General features: G+C 59.2%; 12 protein-coding genes and 3 pseudogenes. 2 read left to right on the forward strand and 13 right to left on the reverse strand.

Features of this window, described 5'->3' with window-relative positions:
* Positions 1–180: 180 nt before the first annotated feature.
* A complete protein-coding gene (locus NHH73_22535; GenBank protein USX25354.1) occupies positions 181–639 on the reverse strand; it encodes a cupin domain-containing protein in 459 nt (152 codons plus the stop codon).
* A gap of 243 nt (positions 640–882) precedes the next feature.
* Complete coding sequence (locus tag NHH73_22540; GenBank protein ID USX25355.1) at positions 883–1,416, reverse strand: DUF2141 domain-containing protein; 534 nt, start codon at positions 1,414–1,416, stop codon at positions 883–885.
* 34 nt (positions 1,417–1,450) lie between these two features.
* Between NHH73_22540 and NHH73_22545 the strand changes: the two are divergent.
* Positions 1,451–1,714, forward strand: a pseudogene (locus NHH73_22545) (beta-carotene hydroxylase).
* Between the two features lie 88 nt (positions 1,715–1,802).
* Here the strand turns inward: NHH73_22545 and NHH73_22550 are convergent.
* From NHH73_22550 to NHH73_22575, 6 genes are all read right to left on the reverse strand, one after another.
* Entirely contained in the window at positions 1,803–2,798 is a 996-nt protein-coding gene (locus NHH73_22550; GenBank protein USX25356.1) for a phytoene/squalene synthase family protein, read from the reverse strand.
* Positions 2,795–4,294, reverse strand: coding sequence for a phytoene desaturase (locus tag NHH73_22555; protein USX25357.1), 1,500 nt, complete (start codon positions 4,292–4,294; stop codon positions 2,795–2,797). Before NHH73_22555 ends, NHH73_22550 begins: the two co-directional genes overlap by 4 nt.
* Complete coding sequence (gene crtY / locus NHH73_22560; GenBank protein USX25358.1) at positions 4,291–5,466, reverse strand: lycopene beta-cyclase CrtY; 1,176 nt, start codon at positions 5,464–5,466, stop codon at positions 4,291–4,293. The genes NHH73_22555 and crtY overlap by 4 nt, the downstream gene beginning before the upstream one ends.
* The gene (locus tag NHH73_22565) at positions 5,463–6,827 is read right to left on the reverse strand and encodes a glycosyltransferase (GenBank protein ID USX25359.1); all 1,365 of its coding nucleotides are present in this window, start codon (positions 6,825–6,827) and stop codon (positions 5,463–5,465) included. The genes crtY and NHH73_22565 overlap by 4 nt, the downstream gene beginning before the upstream one ends.
* 71 nt (positions 6,828–6,898) lie before the next feature.
* Positions 6,899–7,840, reverse strand: a complete 942-nt coding sequence (locus tag NHH73_22570) for a polyprenyl synthetase family protein (protein ID USX25360.1) — start codon at positions 7,838–7,840, stop codon at positions 6,899–6,901.
* Positions 7,841–8,783: 943 nt separating this feature from the next.
* On the reverse strand, positions 8,784–9,440 hold the full coding sequence (locus NHH73_22575) for a DJ-1/PfpI family protein (GenBank protein USX29681.1): 657 nt from the start codon (positions 9,438–9,440) through the stop codon (positions 8,784–8,786).
* 203 nt (positions 9,441–9,643) lie between these two features.
* On the opposite strand from NHH73_22575, the gene NHH73_22580 reads away from it, so the two are divergent.
* Positions 9,644–10,615 carry a DJ-1/PfpI family protein gene (locus tag NHH73_22580; GenBank protein ID USX25361.1) on the forward strand — a complete coding sequence of 324 codons (972 nt, stop codon included), beginning with the start codon at positions 9,644–9,646 and terminating at the stop codon, positions 10,613–10,615.
* Positions 10,616–11,177: 562 nt separating this feature from the next.
* Here NHH73_22580 and NHH73_22585 read toward each other — a convergent pair.
* The 5 genes and pseudogenes from NHH73_22585 to NHH73_22605 form a co-directional block, all read right to left on the reverse strand.
* A pseudogene (locus tag NHH73_22585) lies at positions 11,178–11,273 on the reverse strand (H-NS histone family protein).
* Positions 11,271–11,468: pseudogene (locus NHH73_22590) on the reverse strand (H-NS histone family protein). Before NHH73_22590 ends, NHH73_22585 begins: the two co-directional pseudogenes overlap by 3 nt.
* A gap of 1,084 nt (positions 11,469–12,552) precedes the next feature.
* Positions 12,553–13,005 (reverse strand): nickel-responsive transcriptional regulator NikR, encoded by a 453-nt coding sequence (gene nikR, locus NHH73_22595; GenBank protein USX25362.1) that lies wholly within the window; start codon positions 13,003–13,005, stop codon positions 12,553–12,555.
* 57 nt (positions 13,006–13,062) lie between these two features.
* Positions 13,063–15,120: a TonB-dependent receptor gene (locus NHH73_22600; protein USX25363.1), complete on the reverse strand. Its 2,058-nt coding sequence runs from the start codon at positions 15,118–15,120 to the stop codon at positions 13,063–13,065.
* Positions 15,121–15,417: 297 nt separating this feature from the next.
* Positions 15,418–16,890, reverse strand: a complete 1,473-nt coding sequence (locus NHH73_22605) for a PepSY domain-containing protein (protein ID USX25364.1) — start codon at positions 16,888–16,890, stop codon at positions 15,418–15,420.
* Positions 16,891–16,894 lie beyond the last annotated feature (4 nt).

Below are 16,894 nucleotides of genomic sequence, written 5' to 3' on the forward strand. Positions count from 1 at the left end.
TGAAATTTAGCAAGTTCACTGACAGTTCCGGCGCGGCATCATGTGCCAACGACGGTGCCGCTGAACAGGTAGGCCTGTGTGCCCAATCACTGGTCAATTCGACAGGCCAAACGGATATGCTTTCCATTTCGCCGCTCACATACCATTTGCAGATCGCCGGCAAAACTCGCCAAAAAAAGATTACTTGGGCGCGCCTTCAGGCGCCGTAGTAAGCACATCGTCGGAGCTGCTCCAGGCAGGCGAGGTAATCGCGTAGAACTCCAGCGCCACACCTTTACTTGCGCGAATTGACCGCACGGTTGCAGGCTGTATCACGATGTAAGAGCCAGGTCTTACAGCTTGTACTTTGCCATCAGTCCATACCTCGCCCTCCCCTTTGAGTACAAAGAATGATTCTTCGCCGATTTTATTATGACTCCATGCGCTGGCTTTGCCAGGCTCTAGGTGAAATAAGGCAACACTGACAAGTTCACTGCGGGCTCCTGCCGGCGCAGTCCGGCCGATCAACTCACGTAGAGAAACGCCAGGCGAAGTGGTGATAACAGCTTGGCTATCCTGATGTAACACCGGAGGCAGCTTCTCAGCGAATCCCAGGAGTGGGATCACTGCAATACTCGAGGCAAGCAAAATTTTACGCATTTTTTTGAGACCAATCGAATGTAATAGACATTAAGAAAAGCGCGCGATAACTGAGATTCTTCGTTAACATTACCCCCCCCTGCAACGATTTTAGCCAAGGTCAGATGATTGAGACAACAATTTGGCGAAGGTCGATCCCCCCAAGGCATCGGAACGATATTTTGATGAACAGATATTTGCTGTCGAAGCTGGCGAATTCGGTGTACCTCCGCTTTAGATTTCAGCGGTCCGAGAGCGTACAGGTCAAAAATTTTTCAATGCTATCGGCACAACAACCTTGTCGTCACCGATCTCGATGGCGGCGTCATTAAAGTCCGGCGGGCCGAACTTGCCGCGCGCATCGCGACTGAACGCATAATTTTCCGTGGGCATACCGATGAAATTGCGGTCCAGCTTGTTGTTCTGGTTTTCATCCTGGTACACCAGAACTGCCCATGTACCCTTCGGCACATTGTCGATGGTGACCTTAGTCTGGCCCGCTTTTGCTTGGGCCGAACCGGAGTAGGTGCAATCCTTGAGAAAGTGTTCCTTGTCGCAGACGGCGGCGTTGATCTTGCCCTTGCCTACGGCCACGCCGCTCACTTTTACTTCCACCGTGGCGGCCGAGGCCGAGCCGCCGAACAGGGCGCAGGCCAGCCAAAGCATGGCACGCGAGTAGTTCGGCTTGTGGTAGGCTGTATGCATATGGTTTCCTTTGTGTGATGAATGTGTTGGAGTGGTGATGTTGACGAATGCGTTATTGAATACGGCTATCGTATTGCTGACAGTGGTGTTCATGGAACTGTTTTCCATCTTCGCGCACAAATACATCATGCACGGCTTCGGCTGGGGCTGGCACCAGTCGCACCACGAGCCGCACACCGGCAGGTTTGAGAAAAACGACTTGTTTGCGGTGGTGTTTGCCTGCGTGGCCATCGTCCTGATTTATTTCGGTGCCGAAGGCCACGCGCCGCTGCAATGGCTCGGCGCCGGCATGACCGCCTACGGCGCCTTGTACTTCGTCGCTCACGACGGCCTGGTGCACCGCCGCTGGCCATTTTCGTACACGCCGCGAAGTGGCTACCTCAAGCGCCTGTACCAGGCCCACCGCATGCACCACGCGGTGCCTGGCAAGCATGGCGCGGTATCCTTCGGCTTCCTGTACGCGCCGCCGGTAGCCAGCCTCAAGCGCCAGTTGCATGCGCTTCATGGCGGCTCCCTCGAAGGCCGTCTTCAGCGCGATACCGTTCCGGCGGATGGCGCTTCCACAAGCCCGCAGGACGCTGCGCCATCTTCCGCAAGCGCGAAGTGAGCGCACTCACGCCGCCCTTGAACAGCAACCACAGCTTAGCCGCTTTCGAGGTACCGACCCGCTCGTCCCACGCCCGGGCTCCACGCGCCTTGACCTCGATACCGATCTGCCGATACACATTGCGCGCAGTGGCAATCGCCCACGCCGAGCGCAGTGATAATGCGACGATACCTTCATTGGCCGAGTCGTAATATGGTTCCGCGTAATCGATCAGCCGGGCCGCCACGGTGGCCAGCGCTGCGCGGTGTTCGGGTAGGGCCAGTTCACTTGGAGGGATACCCGCCTCCCGCAGCCAGGCGGCCGGCAGGTAGCAGCGGCCGATGTCCGCGTCAGCGACGATGTCGCGCGCCATATTGGTGAGCTGGAAGGCCAGGCCCAGGTCGCAAGCGCGGTCGAGCACATCCGCATTCTTGGCGCCCATGATGGTGGACATCATCAGGCCCACTACGCCTGCCACGTGGTAGCAGTAGCGCAGCGTGTCGTCGATGGTTTCGTACTGCGCATCATGCACGTCCATGGCAAAGCCGGCCAGGTGGTCGTACGCGTATTGCGGCGCAATCGCGTGGCCCAGCGCCACTTCCTGGAAGGCGGCAAATGCCGGCTCGGCCATCGGCTCGCCCGCATAGGCGCGTCGCGTTTGTTCTTCCAGCGTGGCCAGTTCGGCATACGCGTCGTGGGCGGGGGCTGCGGTTGTCGGTGCGAAGCCGAGCTCCTGGCCGTCGACCACGTCGTCGCAATGGCGGCACCACGCGTACAGCATCAGTACACTGCGCCGCACGTCGGCCGGGAATAGCGTGGCGGCGGCCGCAAAGCTTTTGGAACCCACCTTGATGGTCTCGGTGGCGTGGTCCATCAACGCTTCGTTCATCGCGCCGTCCCCGCCAGATCGTCAATCATCAGGCCGGCGGTGGCCTTGGCCGAACCGACCACGCCAGGCACGCCCGCACCGGGATGGGTGCCGGCGCCAACCAGGTATAGATTGGCCAGGTCGGCATCGCGGTTGTGCGGGCGGAACCAGGCGCTTTGGGTGAGGATCGGCTCGAGCGAGAAGGCCGAACCGACGTGGGCGTTGAGCTGGTCGCGGAAATCGAACGGCGTGAAGAAGCGGCTGGTGACAAGCTGACTGCGCAGGCCCGGCATGTAGCGCTCTTCCAGGTAGGTCAGGATGCGGTCGCGATAGCGCGGACCTTCCACGTCCCAGTCGATGTCGGCGTTACCCAAGTGCGGCACCGGCGCCAATACATAATGGCTGCCGCAACCGGGGGGCGCCAGCGACGGATCGGTCACGCACGGCGCGTGCAGGTACAGGGAAAAATCTTCGGCCAGCGTTTTGCCGTTGAAGATTTCCTTGATCAGGGGCTGGTAGCGCGGCCCGAAGCACACGGTGTGGTGCTGTAGCTGGCTGTGGTGGTGACTCAGGCCAAAGTACAGCACAAACAGCGAATTGGAATGGCGCTTGCCGGCCAGCGACTTGGCTTGCGCCGGGCCGCGCGGGTGCTGGCCCAATAGCTCGCCGTAGGTATGCACCACGTCGGCGTTCGACGCCACTGCTTGCGCGGCAAAGACGCGGCCGTCTTCCAGCCGCACGCCGGTCACGCGGTTGCCGGACGTGTCGATCGCTGCCACTTTGGCACTGAGTTCGATCTTGCCGCCGATGTCTTCGAACAGTTTTACCATGCCGTTAATCAGAGCGCCGGTACCGCCACGCGGAAACCACACTCCCCACTTGCGCTCGAGGGCGTGGATCAGGGTGTAGATCGACGAGGTGGCAAACGGATTGCCGCCGACCAGCAGCGAGTGGAAAGAGAACGCCATACGCAGTTGCTCGTCCTTGATGAAGCGCGACACCATGCCGTACACGCTCTTCCACGCTTCGAGCTTGGCCAGTTGCGGGCCGGCCGCCACCATGTCGCGGATCGACAGGAACGGCACCGCGCCCAGTTTCAGATAACCCTCGTCGAACACGGCTTTCGAGTAGGCCAGGAAGCGCTGGTAGCCGGCCACGTCGTCGGGGTTGCGGGCGTGGATCTGGCGGTCCAGTGCTTCCTGGTCGTTGGCGTAGTCGAAGTGGATGCCGTCTTCCCAGCACAGGCGATAGAACGGCGCCACCGGCAGCATCTCGACATAGTCGGACAGGCGCTTGCCAGCGACCGTAAACAGTTCTTCCAGTGCCGACGGGTCGGTAATCACGGTAGGACCGGCGTCAAACGTAAAACCCTGGTCGTGGTACACGTAGGCGCGGCCGCCCGGCTTGTCGCGCTGTTCCAGCAGCGTGGTCTGGATGCCGGCCGCCTGCAGGCGGATGGCAAGCGCGAGGCCGCCGAAGCCAGCGCCGATAACAACGGCCTGTTTTGCTTGGTTCACGCGGATGTCCTGATCTGTTGAGGTTGAGTTTTGAATGCGGCTGCCACGGCCTGGCCCACGGGCACCGGCGGCTTGCCGGACAGCACGCGCAGCTGGTCGCCCAGTGTCGGGTGGCCAGCATAGAAGCGGGCGATCAGGGGCGCGGACAGCGTATAAAAGCGCTGCATCACGCGCCAACGGCGGTCGGCATCGCCGGCCAGGAAAAGCATGCGGTTAAGTAGGCGGAAAAAGCCCTGGCGGCGCCATTCGCCGTTGGCGTGCTGGCGGATGGCGGCAAACAGCGCTGGCGCCCGCAGGTCGGTTTGTATGGCAATGCATTCGGCCAGTCGTACCGCGTGCGGCAGCGAGTAGCCGGTAGTTGGGTGGAACAGGCCAGCGCGCAGCCCTGCGCTAGGCTGGCCGCGCAGGTCGACCCAGTAGCCATCGTGGTTGGACGCCAGCGTGATCGGCAGCGCGCCGCGTTCTTCGCGCAGTACGGCCACGATGGACCATCTGCGCGCAGCCGCATAGGCGGCGATGTTGGCGCGCAAACGGTCGGGATCGAGCTCGGGCGCATCGACGTAATGGGTGTCTTCGATCAGCAGCCGCTCCGACCCGAACGGCAGCACGTACACGAAGCGGTAGCCGCCTTGCTGGGCCACGCTGGCGTCCATCAGGATCGGCGCCGTCAAGCCGTGCGGTGCAGCCAAGCGTACTTCCTGGCCGAGAAATGTTTGGAAGCCCAGCGCCAGCCGGTCGCTATGGACCGGGCCGCGACCATCGATCACGGCGCCCGCGTGCAGCACGGTGCCATCGACCAGCGTGACCGAGGTAGGCGTGAGCGAGGCAATGGTGGTGTTGGTGCGCAGCGTGTCCCCCAGGGCCGGGGTGAGCAGGCGCGCGAAATCTTCGGACGCGATGCTTGCATAGCCGCCGTCCAGTGTGCGTTTCAGGTCCGGGAAGATCACGTCGTAGCGCGGCCAGCGGGCCGAGACGAGCGGCGCGATCCAGGCGCGCTGGGCGTCATCGAGGTCGCTGTCGTGGAATGACCAGGTATGGTTGCCGCCGAGGTGCGCGTCCTGTTCCAGCACCAGTATGCGCAGCTCGGGGCGCGCCGTACGCAGGCGCCAGGCGATCAGGCCATTGGCAAGGCCGCCGCCGGCCAGGATCAGGTCGTAGGGTTTTGCGCTCACGCAGGTTCTCCTGCCGGTGCGCGCGCCAGGGCCTGCTCAACGACATCGGCCGCGCGCGCAGTGCCGCCTGCCTGCGCCAGTTCGGCCGACAATGGCGCCAGGCTGCGCTGGTATGACGAATCGCTCAGCAGCGCGCGCAGGTGCGCAGCCAGCGTGCTGGCGCCGCTGATCCGGGCCGACGCGCGTCGGCCGATGCCCGCATGGCTCACGCGCGCGGCCACGCCGGGCTGGTCGAAGGCGATCGGCAGCGCCAAGATCGGCGTGGCGGTGGCGATCGCATCCATCACGGTATTGAGGCCGGCGTGGGTGACCACAGCGTTGGCGCGTGCCAGCGCCGCCTGCTGTGGCGCGAATGCGCAAACAAGGGTTGCGCCGGGCGTGCCGGCGTGTTCGATGGCTTTGGCCTGGTGTTCGGAAAGGCCGCCACAATGGGCCGCCAGCAATTGCACGTCCAGCGCGCGGCAGGCCCGGGCGATGCGCTTGAAGGCACCGAAGCGCTGGCCCTGCAGGGTGCCCAGTGACGCGAAGACTAGCGGCCGGCCCTGATCGAAGGCGGGCAGCGGCGTGATGGTGTCCTGGGTTCCCGAACCCGCCCGCAGTGGCCCCACGTGATAAAAATTGGCGGGCAGGTGCTGGCGCGGAAAGTCGAAGCCGGCGATGGTCTGGCTGATCTGCGCCAGCGGCGACAGGCACTCGTGCATAGCGCCGCGCGCAGGTAAGCCCAGCCGGCGCGCCTGGCGTTCGATGGCACGGCGGTGCGGAGTCATGATCCAGTCGTATACGCAGCTGCTGCCAGCCACCATTTGCAAGCCGCGTTCGCTGGCATCGTAGCCAAATGGCATCACCGGCAGCGGCACGCCGGCCTCGCGGTTGACGGGCAACGCGCACGCTACCGAGATCAGGGGCAGTTGCAGCGCCTCGGCCACCAACCCGGCGGCCGCTTCCATCTGGTCGCCCAGCAGGGCGTCGATGCGCAGTGCCTCGATGGCATTGGGTAATTCCTCGCACAGCATGTCGGTGGCAGCAGCCATGTCGAGGATGACCTCGCGCAGGCCCAGCGGACTGCCGGGGCTGGCAGCGCGGCGCAGTGCGACCTCCATCGAGCCAGGTGGGAAGCGTTGGATGCCCAGTGCCTGGAAGGCGATGCCGGAAATGAGCGTGCCTCCCGCGTCGCCGGCTCTACCGTGTAAGGTGCTGGCGATGCGGGTGCCCAGGTAGGCAGCCGCGTCGGGCCGGTGCAGGAACGTCACCCGGTGGCCACGCCGAATCAGTTCGCCCGCCAGCGCTGCTAGCGCGCTGAAATGGCTGGGGAATGCCGGCGCCACCACGCCGAAATGGCGCGGTGACAGCAATCCGGGCATGCTGGGCTGATGCGCAAACGCCGCCTTTGGCACGCCAGGCGTGCTTGCCCATGCGGGGAAAACCGCGCCGGTCACGACGCGCGCGCAGCGGCCAGCGGGCTGGCGTTGCGGAACAACGTGCCCACTAGGCTGCGGGTGCCCTGTTTGCCGCCGATGGCGTCGCTCAGATGGATGTCGGCCTCGCGCAGGTGGTCGGCCAGGCGGCCGGCGGTGCGTTGGCGTCCCAGCGTGGCGTTGAAGGTGGCTTTGCCGGCGTCCTGGCCGGCGTCCTTGCCTGTGATGGTGGCGTCGGCGTCGTCGAGCAGGTCGTCCTTGATCTGGAACGCCTGGCCGGCCGACAGTGCAAACGAGCGTAATGCTAGCATCACGCGCTCGTCTGCTTCGGCGATGATGGCGGCCATTTCCACGGACAGGCCCAGCAGCACGCCGGTTTTCAGTTCGTTTGTGCGGGCGATGTCGTCGAGCGACCGGTGCGGGTTGCCGTGCAGGTCGAGGAACTGACCTCGCACCAGCCCCTGAGCGCCAACGGTATCGGCCAGCGCGCCGACCAGGCGGGTGCGTACGTGGGCCGGAATGCCGGACGCCTGCGACAGCAGTTGGAAGGCGCGGCTGAGCAGGGCAACGGAGGCCAGGATGGCCACGTGCTCGCCAAACTGGCGATGCACAGTGGGCATGCCACGGCGCAGCTTGGCGTCATCCATACACGGCAGGTCGTCGAGGATCAGAGAGGCGGCGTGCACCAGTTCCACCGCGCAGGCGGCGTCTAGCAAAGCTGGCGAGGTGCACCCGAGGTCGCGTGCAACTGCCATCAGGAGCAATGGGCGCATGCGCTTGCCGGTCCCGAGCGTGGCGGCGCGCATGGCGCCGGTGAGCGGGTCTGACCGTCCTTGGTCGGGCAAGGCGTGGCTAAGCCGCTCTTCGATATGGCGGCGCACATCTTCCATGTCCGATGCCAACGAGTCATGGCATTGTTTGATATCGACGCTCCCCAAAGTTAACGTCTTGGTTGACATTCCGTGTTTCCTTTTGCTGTGTGATCTGGAATGGATTGGAGATAAAAAACTGCGTTAAGACTCGTTATTTCTCCTACTAGGTCTAAGTGCCCCTTTAATCGCCAACCCCATTTCGGCAATTCACATGAAAGCATGTATTGGCTGAATATTACCTTGAGGGAGGCGCTTCCAATTTGGCTATTCCACGCACACTACTCCGTGACTGTAATCGTCAACGGAGCTATTCTTTGTTATCAATGATTCCGAGCATGGCCCTTGGTTTTGATATACCAAAAACTGAAATCACATTCAGCGAGAGCGAATACATGAGCAACCTCAGTAATCTGAGATAGTCGCCTCTGTAATCGTCATCTCACGTATCGTTAAAAAACTTGAGCATAAGGCATTAGATGACAAGATTTCAGTCTATCTAAGTGCCTCGAGCTTCAAGCTATTACGTACTTCATTTCAGCAACGCTCGGTTAGTGCAAAGGATTACCATAAAAATATAAATTTTATAGAAACCCAACGGTTGAATATGTTAACCGTGAACAGGCCTTCGGGCGTAGGCAAACCGCGACAAAAAACCAGCAAAGCGCGCCAATGAGAGTCCATGAAGACTGATATCTTCAGAACTATCGGGCCTTGTTGCCACCCTGCACGCCTGGCCCGTCTGCGCCGCCTCGGCAGCGACGATGACGCCGCCTTCTTATATTAACCGGAGGTGATAAATGTGGGCACTGTGCCTTTGGACGACACGACAAAGGCCTGAGTCGGCAACATTACCTAACGGAAAGCTAGGGGCTTAGTGTCAATTAAGAACTTGAACAGGGCGAGTTGGCGAACTCGGTGCGCTGACCGCAAGGGAGAGCGGATAGTGCAACATGGTTTAACCGCGACCGCACCGTCCAACCAGCGAGTTTTCCCTCGTCCAAAGAGGGCATCTTCAGCTTCTCGACATATGTTACCCCCCAGATTGATTGAGCCTCCGAACAGCTTCGGAGACCATAGATTCTCGCATTGCCCGGCGCTTGCCTGAATCTTTGAGTACGGCCGCGACTATTTCAGGTGGTGAGGTATATGGGGTGCCACCGACAAATGGCGGCGCCGGATCGTATTCCATGGCCAACTGGATCTTTTGCGCTGTGTCGATGCCGGCAATATCAGCCACCACGCGAAGAGCCATATCAATGCCAGACGTCACACCACCGGAAGTATAGATATTACCGTCCAGGGTCATCCGGTCATTTGATACTGTTGCCCCAAACTGCGTTAACAGGTCCCGCGCCTGCCAGTGGCCGCCGGCGCGCTTTCCTCTCAATACTCCTGCTGCGCCTAACAGCAGGGAGCCGGTACAGACGCCAAATACGTAGTCGCATTTTGCACTCTCCATGCGCACATACGCTACCCATTCAGGGTCCAGCATCGCCGCATCAATACCGGTTCCACCGGGTATGACTAAGATGTTGGACGGTTTGGCGGTAGCTCGCGTGACGTTAGGCACTAATCGCAATCCTCTGTCTGTACGGACAGCCTCTGGACTAGACGCAACAAGGTCGACAGTCCAGCCCGGCGTTCGCGCGAGTACCTCAAAAGGGCCGGTGATATCGAGCTGCACCATGTCAGGAACGATGATGATGTTTACGTGAACGGGTCTGTTCTTTGAAACACCTTGGGCCAGCGATCTCGCCGTTACCGATGTTAAAAGTACGCTAGCAATGCTGCTCGCCTGCAAGAGCTTCCTGCGCTTTTCATCCATGCTGATCTCTCCTAAACTTGTCGTATACTCTGATGCGGATTATGCGGAACAGTGCCGGAGGATGTATGCCAGATAGCAGTCGAAAAATGCCAATGCGGCGAGTTGTGATTCTAGTTTTTGACGGCGTGCAACCTATTGATTTTTCGGGCCCCGCTCAAGCACTGATCACTGCAAATGACGAAGGAGCGTCCCCTCTTTACTTGGTTAGCGTGCGCTCGCTTACCGGAAAAACAATTCAGACCGCGTCCGGATTTTCGATCAATTCCGACCCTGCTGACCTCAATCTCGATATCGATACCCTGATCATTCCAGGGGGGCCAGGAGTGCATGCAGCGGCCCAAACGAATGCCGAATTCAACAATCATTTACTTGAGTTATGCGGAAGGTCAAGGCGGATATGCTCCATCTGCACGGGAGCTTTCCTGTTGGCTCGTACCGGTCTGCTGGCGAACCGCCGTGCCGTGACGCATTGGCGCTCTTGCGAGCGTCTTTCGCGTGAATTTCCGGAAGTGCAAGTCGAGGCTGATTCACTTTTTCTGAAAGATGGAAAAGTATGGACTTCGGCCGGTGTGACTGCAGGAATCGATCTGACCTTATCGCTAATTCAGGAAGACCATGACACTATCCTTGCCGCAAAAGTCGCCAGGCGACTGGTGGTTTACTTACGCAGGCCAGGTGGCCAAAATCAATACAGTGATCCACTGTCTTTGCAGGAGGCGTCAGGTACGCAGTACGCCGATTTGCTCCAACAGATGATCAACAAGCCAGAATATTCGTGGACTGTTGAGCACATGGCTTCGATAGCTGGCCAGTCGCTTCGATCCTTTCATCGACAATTCAAGGAGGAGGTCAAAACCACGCCTTCCAAGGCGCTGGAGAAGATTCGGGTCGAGCTAGCGCGATCTTACCTGCATACCACTGACATGAGAATGAAACAGATTGCCGCCAAAACAGGATTCAACTCTGAGGATTCAATGCGCGACGCAATTATTCGTCGGTTCGGACTGCCCCCCACGGAACTACGCGCACGTTTCTGATCCACCATTAACGCATTAGGAGACATCCGTAGCGAAAAAGATGCAACCCTACACCCGTGTGGCGCAGTGCCCATCACCTTACTGACCGGGATGGTGTCGCTTTATCTCTTGGAGCAACGTCTGTGTCGTCATCGCCAGCGTAGCGCAGAGCAGAGCAGAGCAGCGGCAGGATCACGCTTTCCCAAACCGATTGGACAGGGTGGGACGGGTGCGTGCGCGCTGCGATAGTCCACTATCCTCCGATGCGACACACTTCTTTCAACACCATTTCCCTGCTCTTGTTTGCCACCGCCACCCTGTGTCGATTGTGAGGGATAGTTTGGCGGTGCCTCTCAGGAGTTCCTGGAAGGTACAGAAAAACGCTCTAGAAAGTAGCCTTATCTTCAGCGACAACCAGCGAGCACGCTTCTGGACTACCGATTGAGAGCCTTTTGTGCCAAATAGTTGGCCTCGGACATCAGCTACAAGCAACTCTTCGGCACGTGCAGATCTAAGCCCACGTCAGTCGACCAAGACTCGTATATTGCGAAAATTGATTTGGGCCCGCCTGACAGAAAGATCCTTATTTGATTAAAAAGTCTTCTTTGTTTTTACCATCCAGCCATCTTGGAGAACGGCCGCGACCAGTCCACTCTTGCCCAGTATCGACGTCTCGATATTTGGCAGCAACTTCCTTCTTAGGCTTGGTGGTCTTTAGTTTTCCAGTAGGAACAATGTCGGCAATGGTCAAGCCGTAGGTTTTCATGATGTCACGGATCTTTTCCAAGCCAGCCGCTGTCTCCGATTCACGGGCTGCCGCTGCCTGTCGTTTAAGTTCGGTGATCTGCTTTTGATAGTCCTGATATGTTGTCATTTTATTTCCGTAATAAAAGTTGTTTGATCCGATTATCCGCCATTACAACGTGAATCGTCCATGAAAATTCCAGAAAGTGTCGCCACCATCTAGAACCCTCATCCTAGTAGGACTGCGCTAAAGCAAGGGCGACCATGCTTTTTCGGAAGCTTATCAGAGAAGGATTTCACAACTTGTCGCGCTTTTTGGCCCCAACTTCCGAGTAGCCATATCGACATCGGGAACTCACCTCACCAAACCGCATATCTCATACGCGCAAAACCAGGCGTCTCTCCTCACTAGTCATTTCAGCGTAACGGCCGGCATCAACGACCATTCATTCTGGATAGGCGGCATCAGAACGAACATAGTGATGGTGCCCACTAACTTCAATCTATGCGGACGCCCTTCTCAACATCAATAAGAAACCCATCCTCTGACGAAGGAGGTATTTCTTATGACCCTGATAGCGTGGCTTTACGGACTATAATAAAAATAGACCTGAGGAATAAGTGCTGGAATTTTTTGCTGACCAAGTAGCTTAGGACTAACTGTAGAAGGTCTTGAATATTGTCTGCTCACCCGGTGACTTAGCCAAGCGCACATGTGCATTCAACCTCTTATAGAGCCTGGACTTTTATTGGCTATTGATCGAGGTCATTATTACGCTCCACTAATCACGCAGATGCTTCAACAGCAAAGCGCCAGATCGAGGCATCACCTGATCTTAGAAAAAACACTATCCGCATTTTTCAAAATCTCAACGTCGTTGTTGATAGCGCCTCGAAATCGTTGTTGGTGGTGTCTCGAAATACCAGTTCCGGCTTCTGACCTATGAAGGCAAAATAAGCTTGTTCATCTCCCTGCCACGTACGAACTGAAGTCAGTGACAGAAAACACTGGATAGCCAGAGTCACCCGTGGGATGCATGGCTGGTGATGCAGGTGATGGGTGATGCAGACGTTTAGCGTGGTCCGCAGCAATGAACTTTCATGATTGAGCAAGCGCTGGTGCGTTATCGATGCAGGTTGCAGATGCCCGGCCAAGTGGCTGCCACCAGGATGCATCTGTGGCACCTTGGCGACCGGGGCATGCGTTCGTGAGTCTACTTTGCTTTAACGTGACGGTGGGCTACACGCACGTAGCTGGCCGGCTTAATTTCCAGTGGCACCAGGTGCACATGGCCGTGGCGTACGCCGGTTTGCGACACCAGGCCGTCGGCGCACGCCCGCACATCCTCGTAGCGGCCGCGCAGAATGACCGTTTCCAGGCAGTTGTCGTGGTCCAGGTGCACATGTTGGGAAGCAACCGCGACATCATGATGCTCATGCTGCATTTGCACCAGCCGATTCGACAACTGGCGTTCGTGATGGTCATACTGGTAAGTCACCGTGGCGACACACCACTTGACCTTGCCGCTGGCTAACGCGGCGTCACCAAGGTCCTTGCGAACCAAATCACGAAACGCCTCCGAGCGATTGAGGTAGCCCTTCCGCTCGACCAGCGCGTCGAACGCGTCCGCCAGATCGTCGTCCACCGAAATAGTTAAGCGCCGCATGAGAGTCCTTCAAAAACGTAAAACGCCAGTCTAGTCGATGTTGTCGTCTGCCGCCGATCAGAAATTATGCGTTAGCGTGACTCGTAACGAGCGGCGCTCCACCGGATGGAAGTGGAAGTCGTTGACGCCATCGTCCGCCTCGCCCTTGAGCCGCGACGGGTAGTAATAGTCGATATCGCTGGCGTGCTTGTCGAACAGATTAAACACGTCAACGGCGAGTCTGGTGTTCTTGCTGAACTTGTAGCCCGCACGCGCGTATGCAAGGGTGGTTGCCGACGAGCGCACGCTGTTGTCCTCGATTAGCGGACGCGGTCCGAAGTGGCGCAGATCGAAGCCCCCATACCAACGGCCCAGGTCGTTAATGGTGACGCCAAACGACGCAACACGGTCGAGCGAGCCGGGAATGTAGTTGCCGGAGGAATCATCTTGGGTGTAACGTGCGCGCGAAGCGGCCAAGTCTAGGTCGAACAGCAACCACGGCGCGGCAATGTAGTGGTTGTTCCACTCGACGCCTGTGCGCCGGCTCGATCGGCTCGGTTCGGTCTCGCCTGCGTCGCCGACGAAAAGAAGTTCGGACTCGATGTCGAGCCGCCACAAGGCTAGCGAGCTTTGCAGGCCGGGGACGACTTCGGTACGGACGCCAATCTCGCCACCCTTGGTCGGCACCAGGGGTGTCACGGGTACCGACGCGCCGCCGTCCGCGAGGCGCGTTTGGGTGGTCCCCCTTGCATCGTTGCTGTGGAAGCCCTTGCCATAGTTGACGAAGTATTCGGTCTTGTCCCACGGTCCAAAGATCAGCGACAGTTTGGGCGAGACGATATGATCTTCAGCCTTGCCACTGTTGCCGTCGATGCTGCTGGCGACGTTAAACCGGTAGGTGTCGTAACGCACACCAGCAATGCTGCGCACCCAGGGCGCCCATTGGGTAACGTTTTCGGCATATAGGCCAACGCTTGCCTCGCGTACGCGGTCTTCCCGAATAGTATTGGTGCGCACACGCGCGACGGTGTCGTAGATCCCCACGGGGGACAGGCGGTCGTAACGGGTCTGCAGGCCAATCTTGTTACGCGTCTCAAGACCACCGACCGTGTTCACCCACGACTGGGCCAGGTTGGCGCCCGCCATGTTGCGGTGCTCACTTTGATTGAACTGGTCGCCTTGCTCGGGATCGGCCAGGAAGTAAGTGAAATTGCTGAAGAGGTCCAGCTTGGAGCGCAGCAAATAGGCGTCAAACTCGAACAATCCGTTGCCGCTGCGCTTGCGCATCGCATAAGCCAGGCTATAGCGGGCGCTGTCGCCGCCATCGGTGGGATCAATGCTGCCGAAGCGACCGATCTGTCCCGATTCCACCGCCCGCAGCGGAACCTGATCCGTGGCATTCCAGCTGTTGTGATACGCCATCCCGGTGATGCTAAAGCCGTCGTCGGCACTGCCCTGGCTGTAGCGCAGCGTACCGCTGTACTTGCGTACGCGCTCCGGCGTCTCCCATGGCCCGTCGTTGCGATTGATCTCCAGCCCGTAGAGCAAAGTACCGTTGCCTGCGTTGAGCGAGTCGGCAAGCACGCCACGCTGGTACCCGAAGCTGCCCAGCGACAAGCTGGCAAACCCCTGCGGCAAGGTGTCCGCCAGCCGGATGTGCGCGGCGCCGGCCGAGGCGAAGTCGCCCTCGTTGGCAAAGTAGGTTCCTTTTTTATAGTCAATGCGCTGCACCAGTTCCGGGATCAGGAAATTGAGGTCCGAATAGCCTTGGCCATGGGCATGCGAGCGCATGTTGACCGGCATACCGTCCACGAACGTGGCGAAGTCGGTGCCGTGGTCCAGATTGAATCCGCGCAGGAAATACTGGTTGGCTTTGCCGTCGCCACTGTGCTGGGTAACGATGAGGCCGGGGACAAATTCCAGCAACTCGCCCGTCCTCAAGGCGGGGCGATTGGCTATCAGGTCGGCGGTGATGGTGCCCGCGCTGGCGGCATCCGAGGTGCCCACCGCATTGTCGTAGTGGCCCGGCACTTTCACTACCGCGCTCACCGGCCCGACTTCATCAGCCCAAGCGTTCTGTTGACATGCGTAAGCGAACAATATCGCCAGATGGATTGCGCTTTTCTTACCGTGCATCTGTTTCTCCCGAGTGAGTTTGCCCAACGAATATGAACAATTACGAAATTGTCATACGTTATATTGGGTATATGCAGCTAGCGGTGCGGGCTAGATTGAAAAAAAATATATTTCGCACAGCTGTTTATTTTTTTTGATGAATGTGAAACCGAATGCACTCGGGGCGAGTACAAGCTCTGGGCGATTTTTGCCTGAGTCTGTATGCAAGAAAATTATTAAAGGCTCCGCCCGAACAGCGATGCCGCCCGCCAGACGCTGCGAATCCGGGTGCTCATGGTCTGACCTCCCATGGGCTTGTCATTTTTTGTGAGCACGTCGAGATGGGCTAAGTACACGCCAGGCCAGCACGCAGCCAGTGAGGCACAACAACAGTCCGATCGCACAAAGCCCCAAGACCATTGTCGCTCGCAGCAATGGCCGCGCCAAGAGCGGCCCGAAGTCAAGGCTATGCAGGCCGTTGTAGAGGACGCGCTGCCACGGCGTGCGCGCGTCGGCACGCAGCAGCAGACGCGCCGATGCAGGATCCGCATAGATCCGGACGCCATCAGACCAGCTGGCACGCCAGACTGGCAACGGCCGGCTAAACGTCCCGGCCACTCCCGCCGGCTTCTGTGAGTAGTACAAGTCGTCGTACTGCGCCAGTCGTTCCAGAACCGGCGTACCCGCTTCTTCCAACCGCAGCAAATGAAGTGCATCGGTTATCGACGCGTCCGGCAATGCAGCAAGCGAAGCTTCTATCGCGCCACTGGCGCTGACCAGTACCTGGTCTGCAGGCCCGGCCCCGCCGCGTACGCGATACCAGGCCTGCCCACGCAGCTGCACCAGGTCAACCTCTCGTGGTGCGTCGATCGTCGCCAATGTGAGCGCACGAGCGGCGTTGACCATGATCAGCGCTTGTTGCCCCTTCCAGCTGGCGCTCTCCGCCGGCGTGGCGCCGCGCGGCGAGAATATACCAAAGGGGTTCATCGACAGCAATCCGGACAGTATCCAAGTCACGCTGATCAAACTGGCGGAAAGCCCAAGCATGTGGTGCCAGCGCATCCAGAACTTACGGTAGGGGATCCGCCGGTTACGATTGAGATACAGCTGCCAGATGCCCAAAGCGACGCCGGTCACAGCCAACACCACGCCAGGCAGCGAAAGCCATACCACGACGTTATGCCATAGATCGGGCCAGCGCCGCAGCTGAGTAAAATACAGCCAGTGCGGCACGGCCCCGACCCAGTTCCAAAAGCGCTCGGCGCGGCGCGTATCGAGCACCACTTCGGCGGCGCCCGGCGATACATAGAGTTCCAGGCCGTCCGGCCCGTCCATCGTCACACGTACCAGCGGGCGGTGCGGGTTGTAGCCCTGCGCCACAGTCCACTGATCGCGTTCCAAGCGTTCCGTCGCCAGCGCGCGACGTCCGCTAAAGCGTTCAGCGACCTGCGCAGCTTGCGCGTCGGTCAATGCTGCGAGCGCGGCGCCGCTTCCTGCATCGACAGTAAGCCAGCGCTTATTGCTGCCCAGCAGGCGCCAGACCGGCAAAGGGCCGTGCATGCCAAGGCGCGCCTCGGTGAACTCAATGGTGGCACTTGCCGCTGCATCTTGCGCGCCTACACAGCAAGTGCCAGCGAGCTGTAGCGGCTGCATGCCAGCGAGACGTTCACCTGTCGCCAGCGTAGGGAATGGCACGTAATACATGACGATACCGCTGACAAACCACATCAGGAACAACAACGCCAGGCCAACGCCCAGCCACTTGTGCAGGAAGATCAGCGCTTTTTTCATGGCG

The sequence above is a fragment of the Oxalobacteraceae bacterium OTU3CINTB1 genome (assembly GCA_024123955.1).
Taxonomy (GTDB): Bacteria; Pseudomonadota; Gammaproteobacteria; order Burkholderiales; family Burkholderiaceae_D; genus Rugamonas.

What these genes read in the sequence shown, in the direction of transcription:
- NHH73_22535 (USX25354.1), bottom strand. Translation starts at nt 639, where the DNA reads ATGCGTAAAATTTTGCTTGCCTCGAGTATTGCAGTGATCCCACTCCTG.
- NHH73_22540 (USX25355.1), bottom strand. Translation starts at nt 1,416, where the DNA reads ATGAACACCACTGTCAGCAATACGATAGCCGTATTCAATAACGCATTC.
- NHH73_22550 (USX25356.1), bottom strand. Translation starts at nt 2,798, where the DNA reads ATGAACGAAGCGTTGATGGACCACGCCACCGAGACCATCAAGGTGGGT.
- NHH73_22565 (USX25359.1), bottom strand. Translation starts at nt 6,827, where the DNA reads ATGCCCGGATTGCTGTCACCGCGCCATTTCGGCGTGGTGGCGCCGGCA.
- NHH73_22570 (USX25360.1), bottom strand. Translation starts at nt 7,840, where the DNA reads ATGTCAACCAAGACGTTAACTTTGGGGAGCGTCGATATCAAACAATGC.
- NHH73_22575 (USX29681.1), bottom strand. Translation starts at nt 9,440, where the DNA reads ATGGTGCAGCTCGATATCACCGGCCCTTTTGAGGTACTCGCGCGAACG.
- NHH73_22580 (USX25361.1), top strand. Translation starts at nt 9,644, where the DNA reads ATGCCAGATAGCAGTCGAAAAATGCCAATGCGGCGAGTTGTGATTCTA.
- nikR (USX25362.1), bottom strand. Translation starts at nt 13,005, where the DNA reads ATGCGGCGCTTAACTATTTCGGTGGACGACGATCTGGCGGACGCGTTC.
- NHH73_22600 (USX25363.1), bottom strand. Translation starts at nt 15,120, where the DNA reads ATGCACGGTAAGAAAAGCGCAATCCATCTGGCGATATTGTTCGCTTAC.
- NHH73_22605 (USX25364.1), bottom strand. Translation starts at nt 16,890, where the DNA reads ATGAAAAAAGCGCTGATCTTCCTGCACAAGTGGCTGGGCGTTGGCCTG.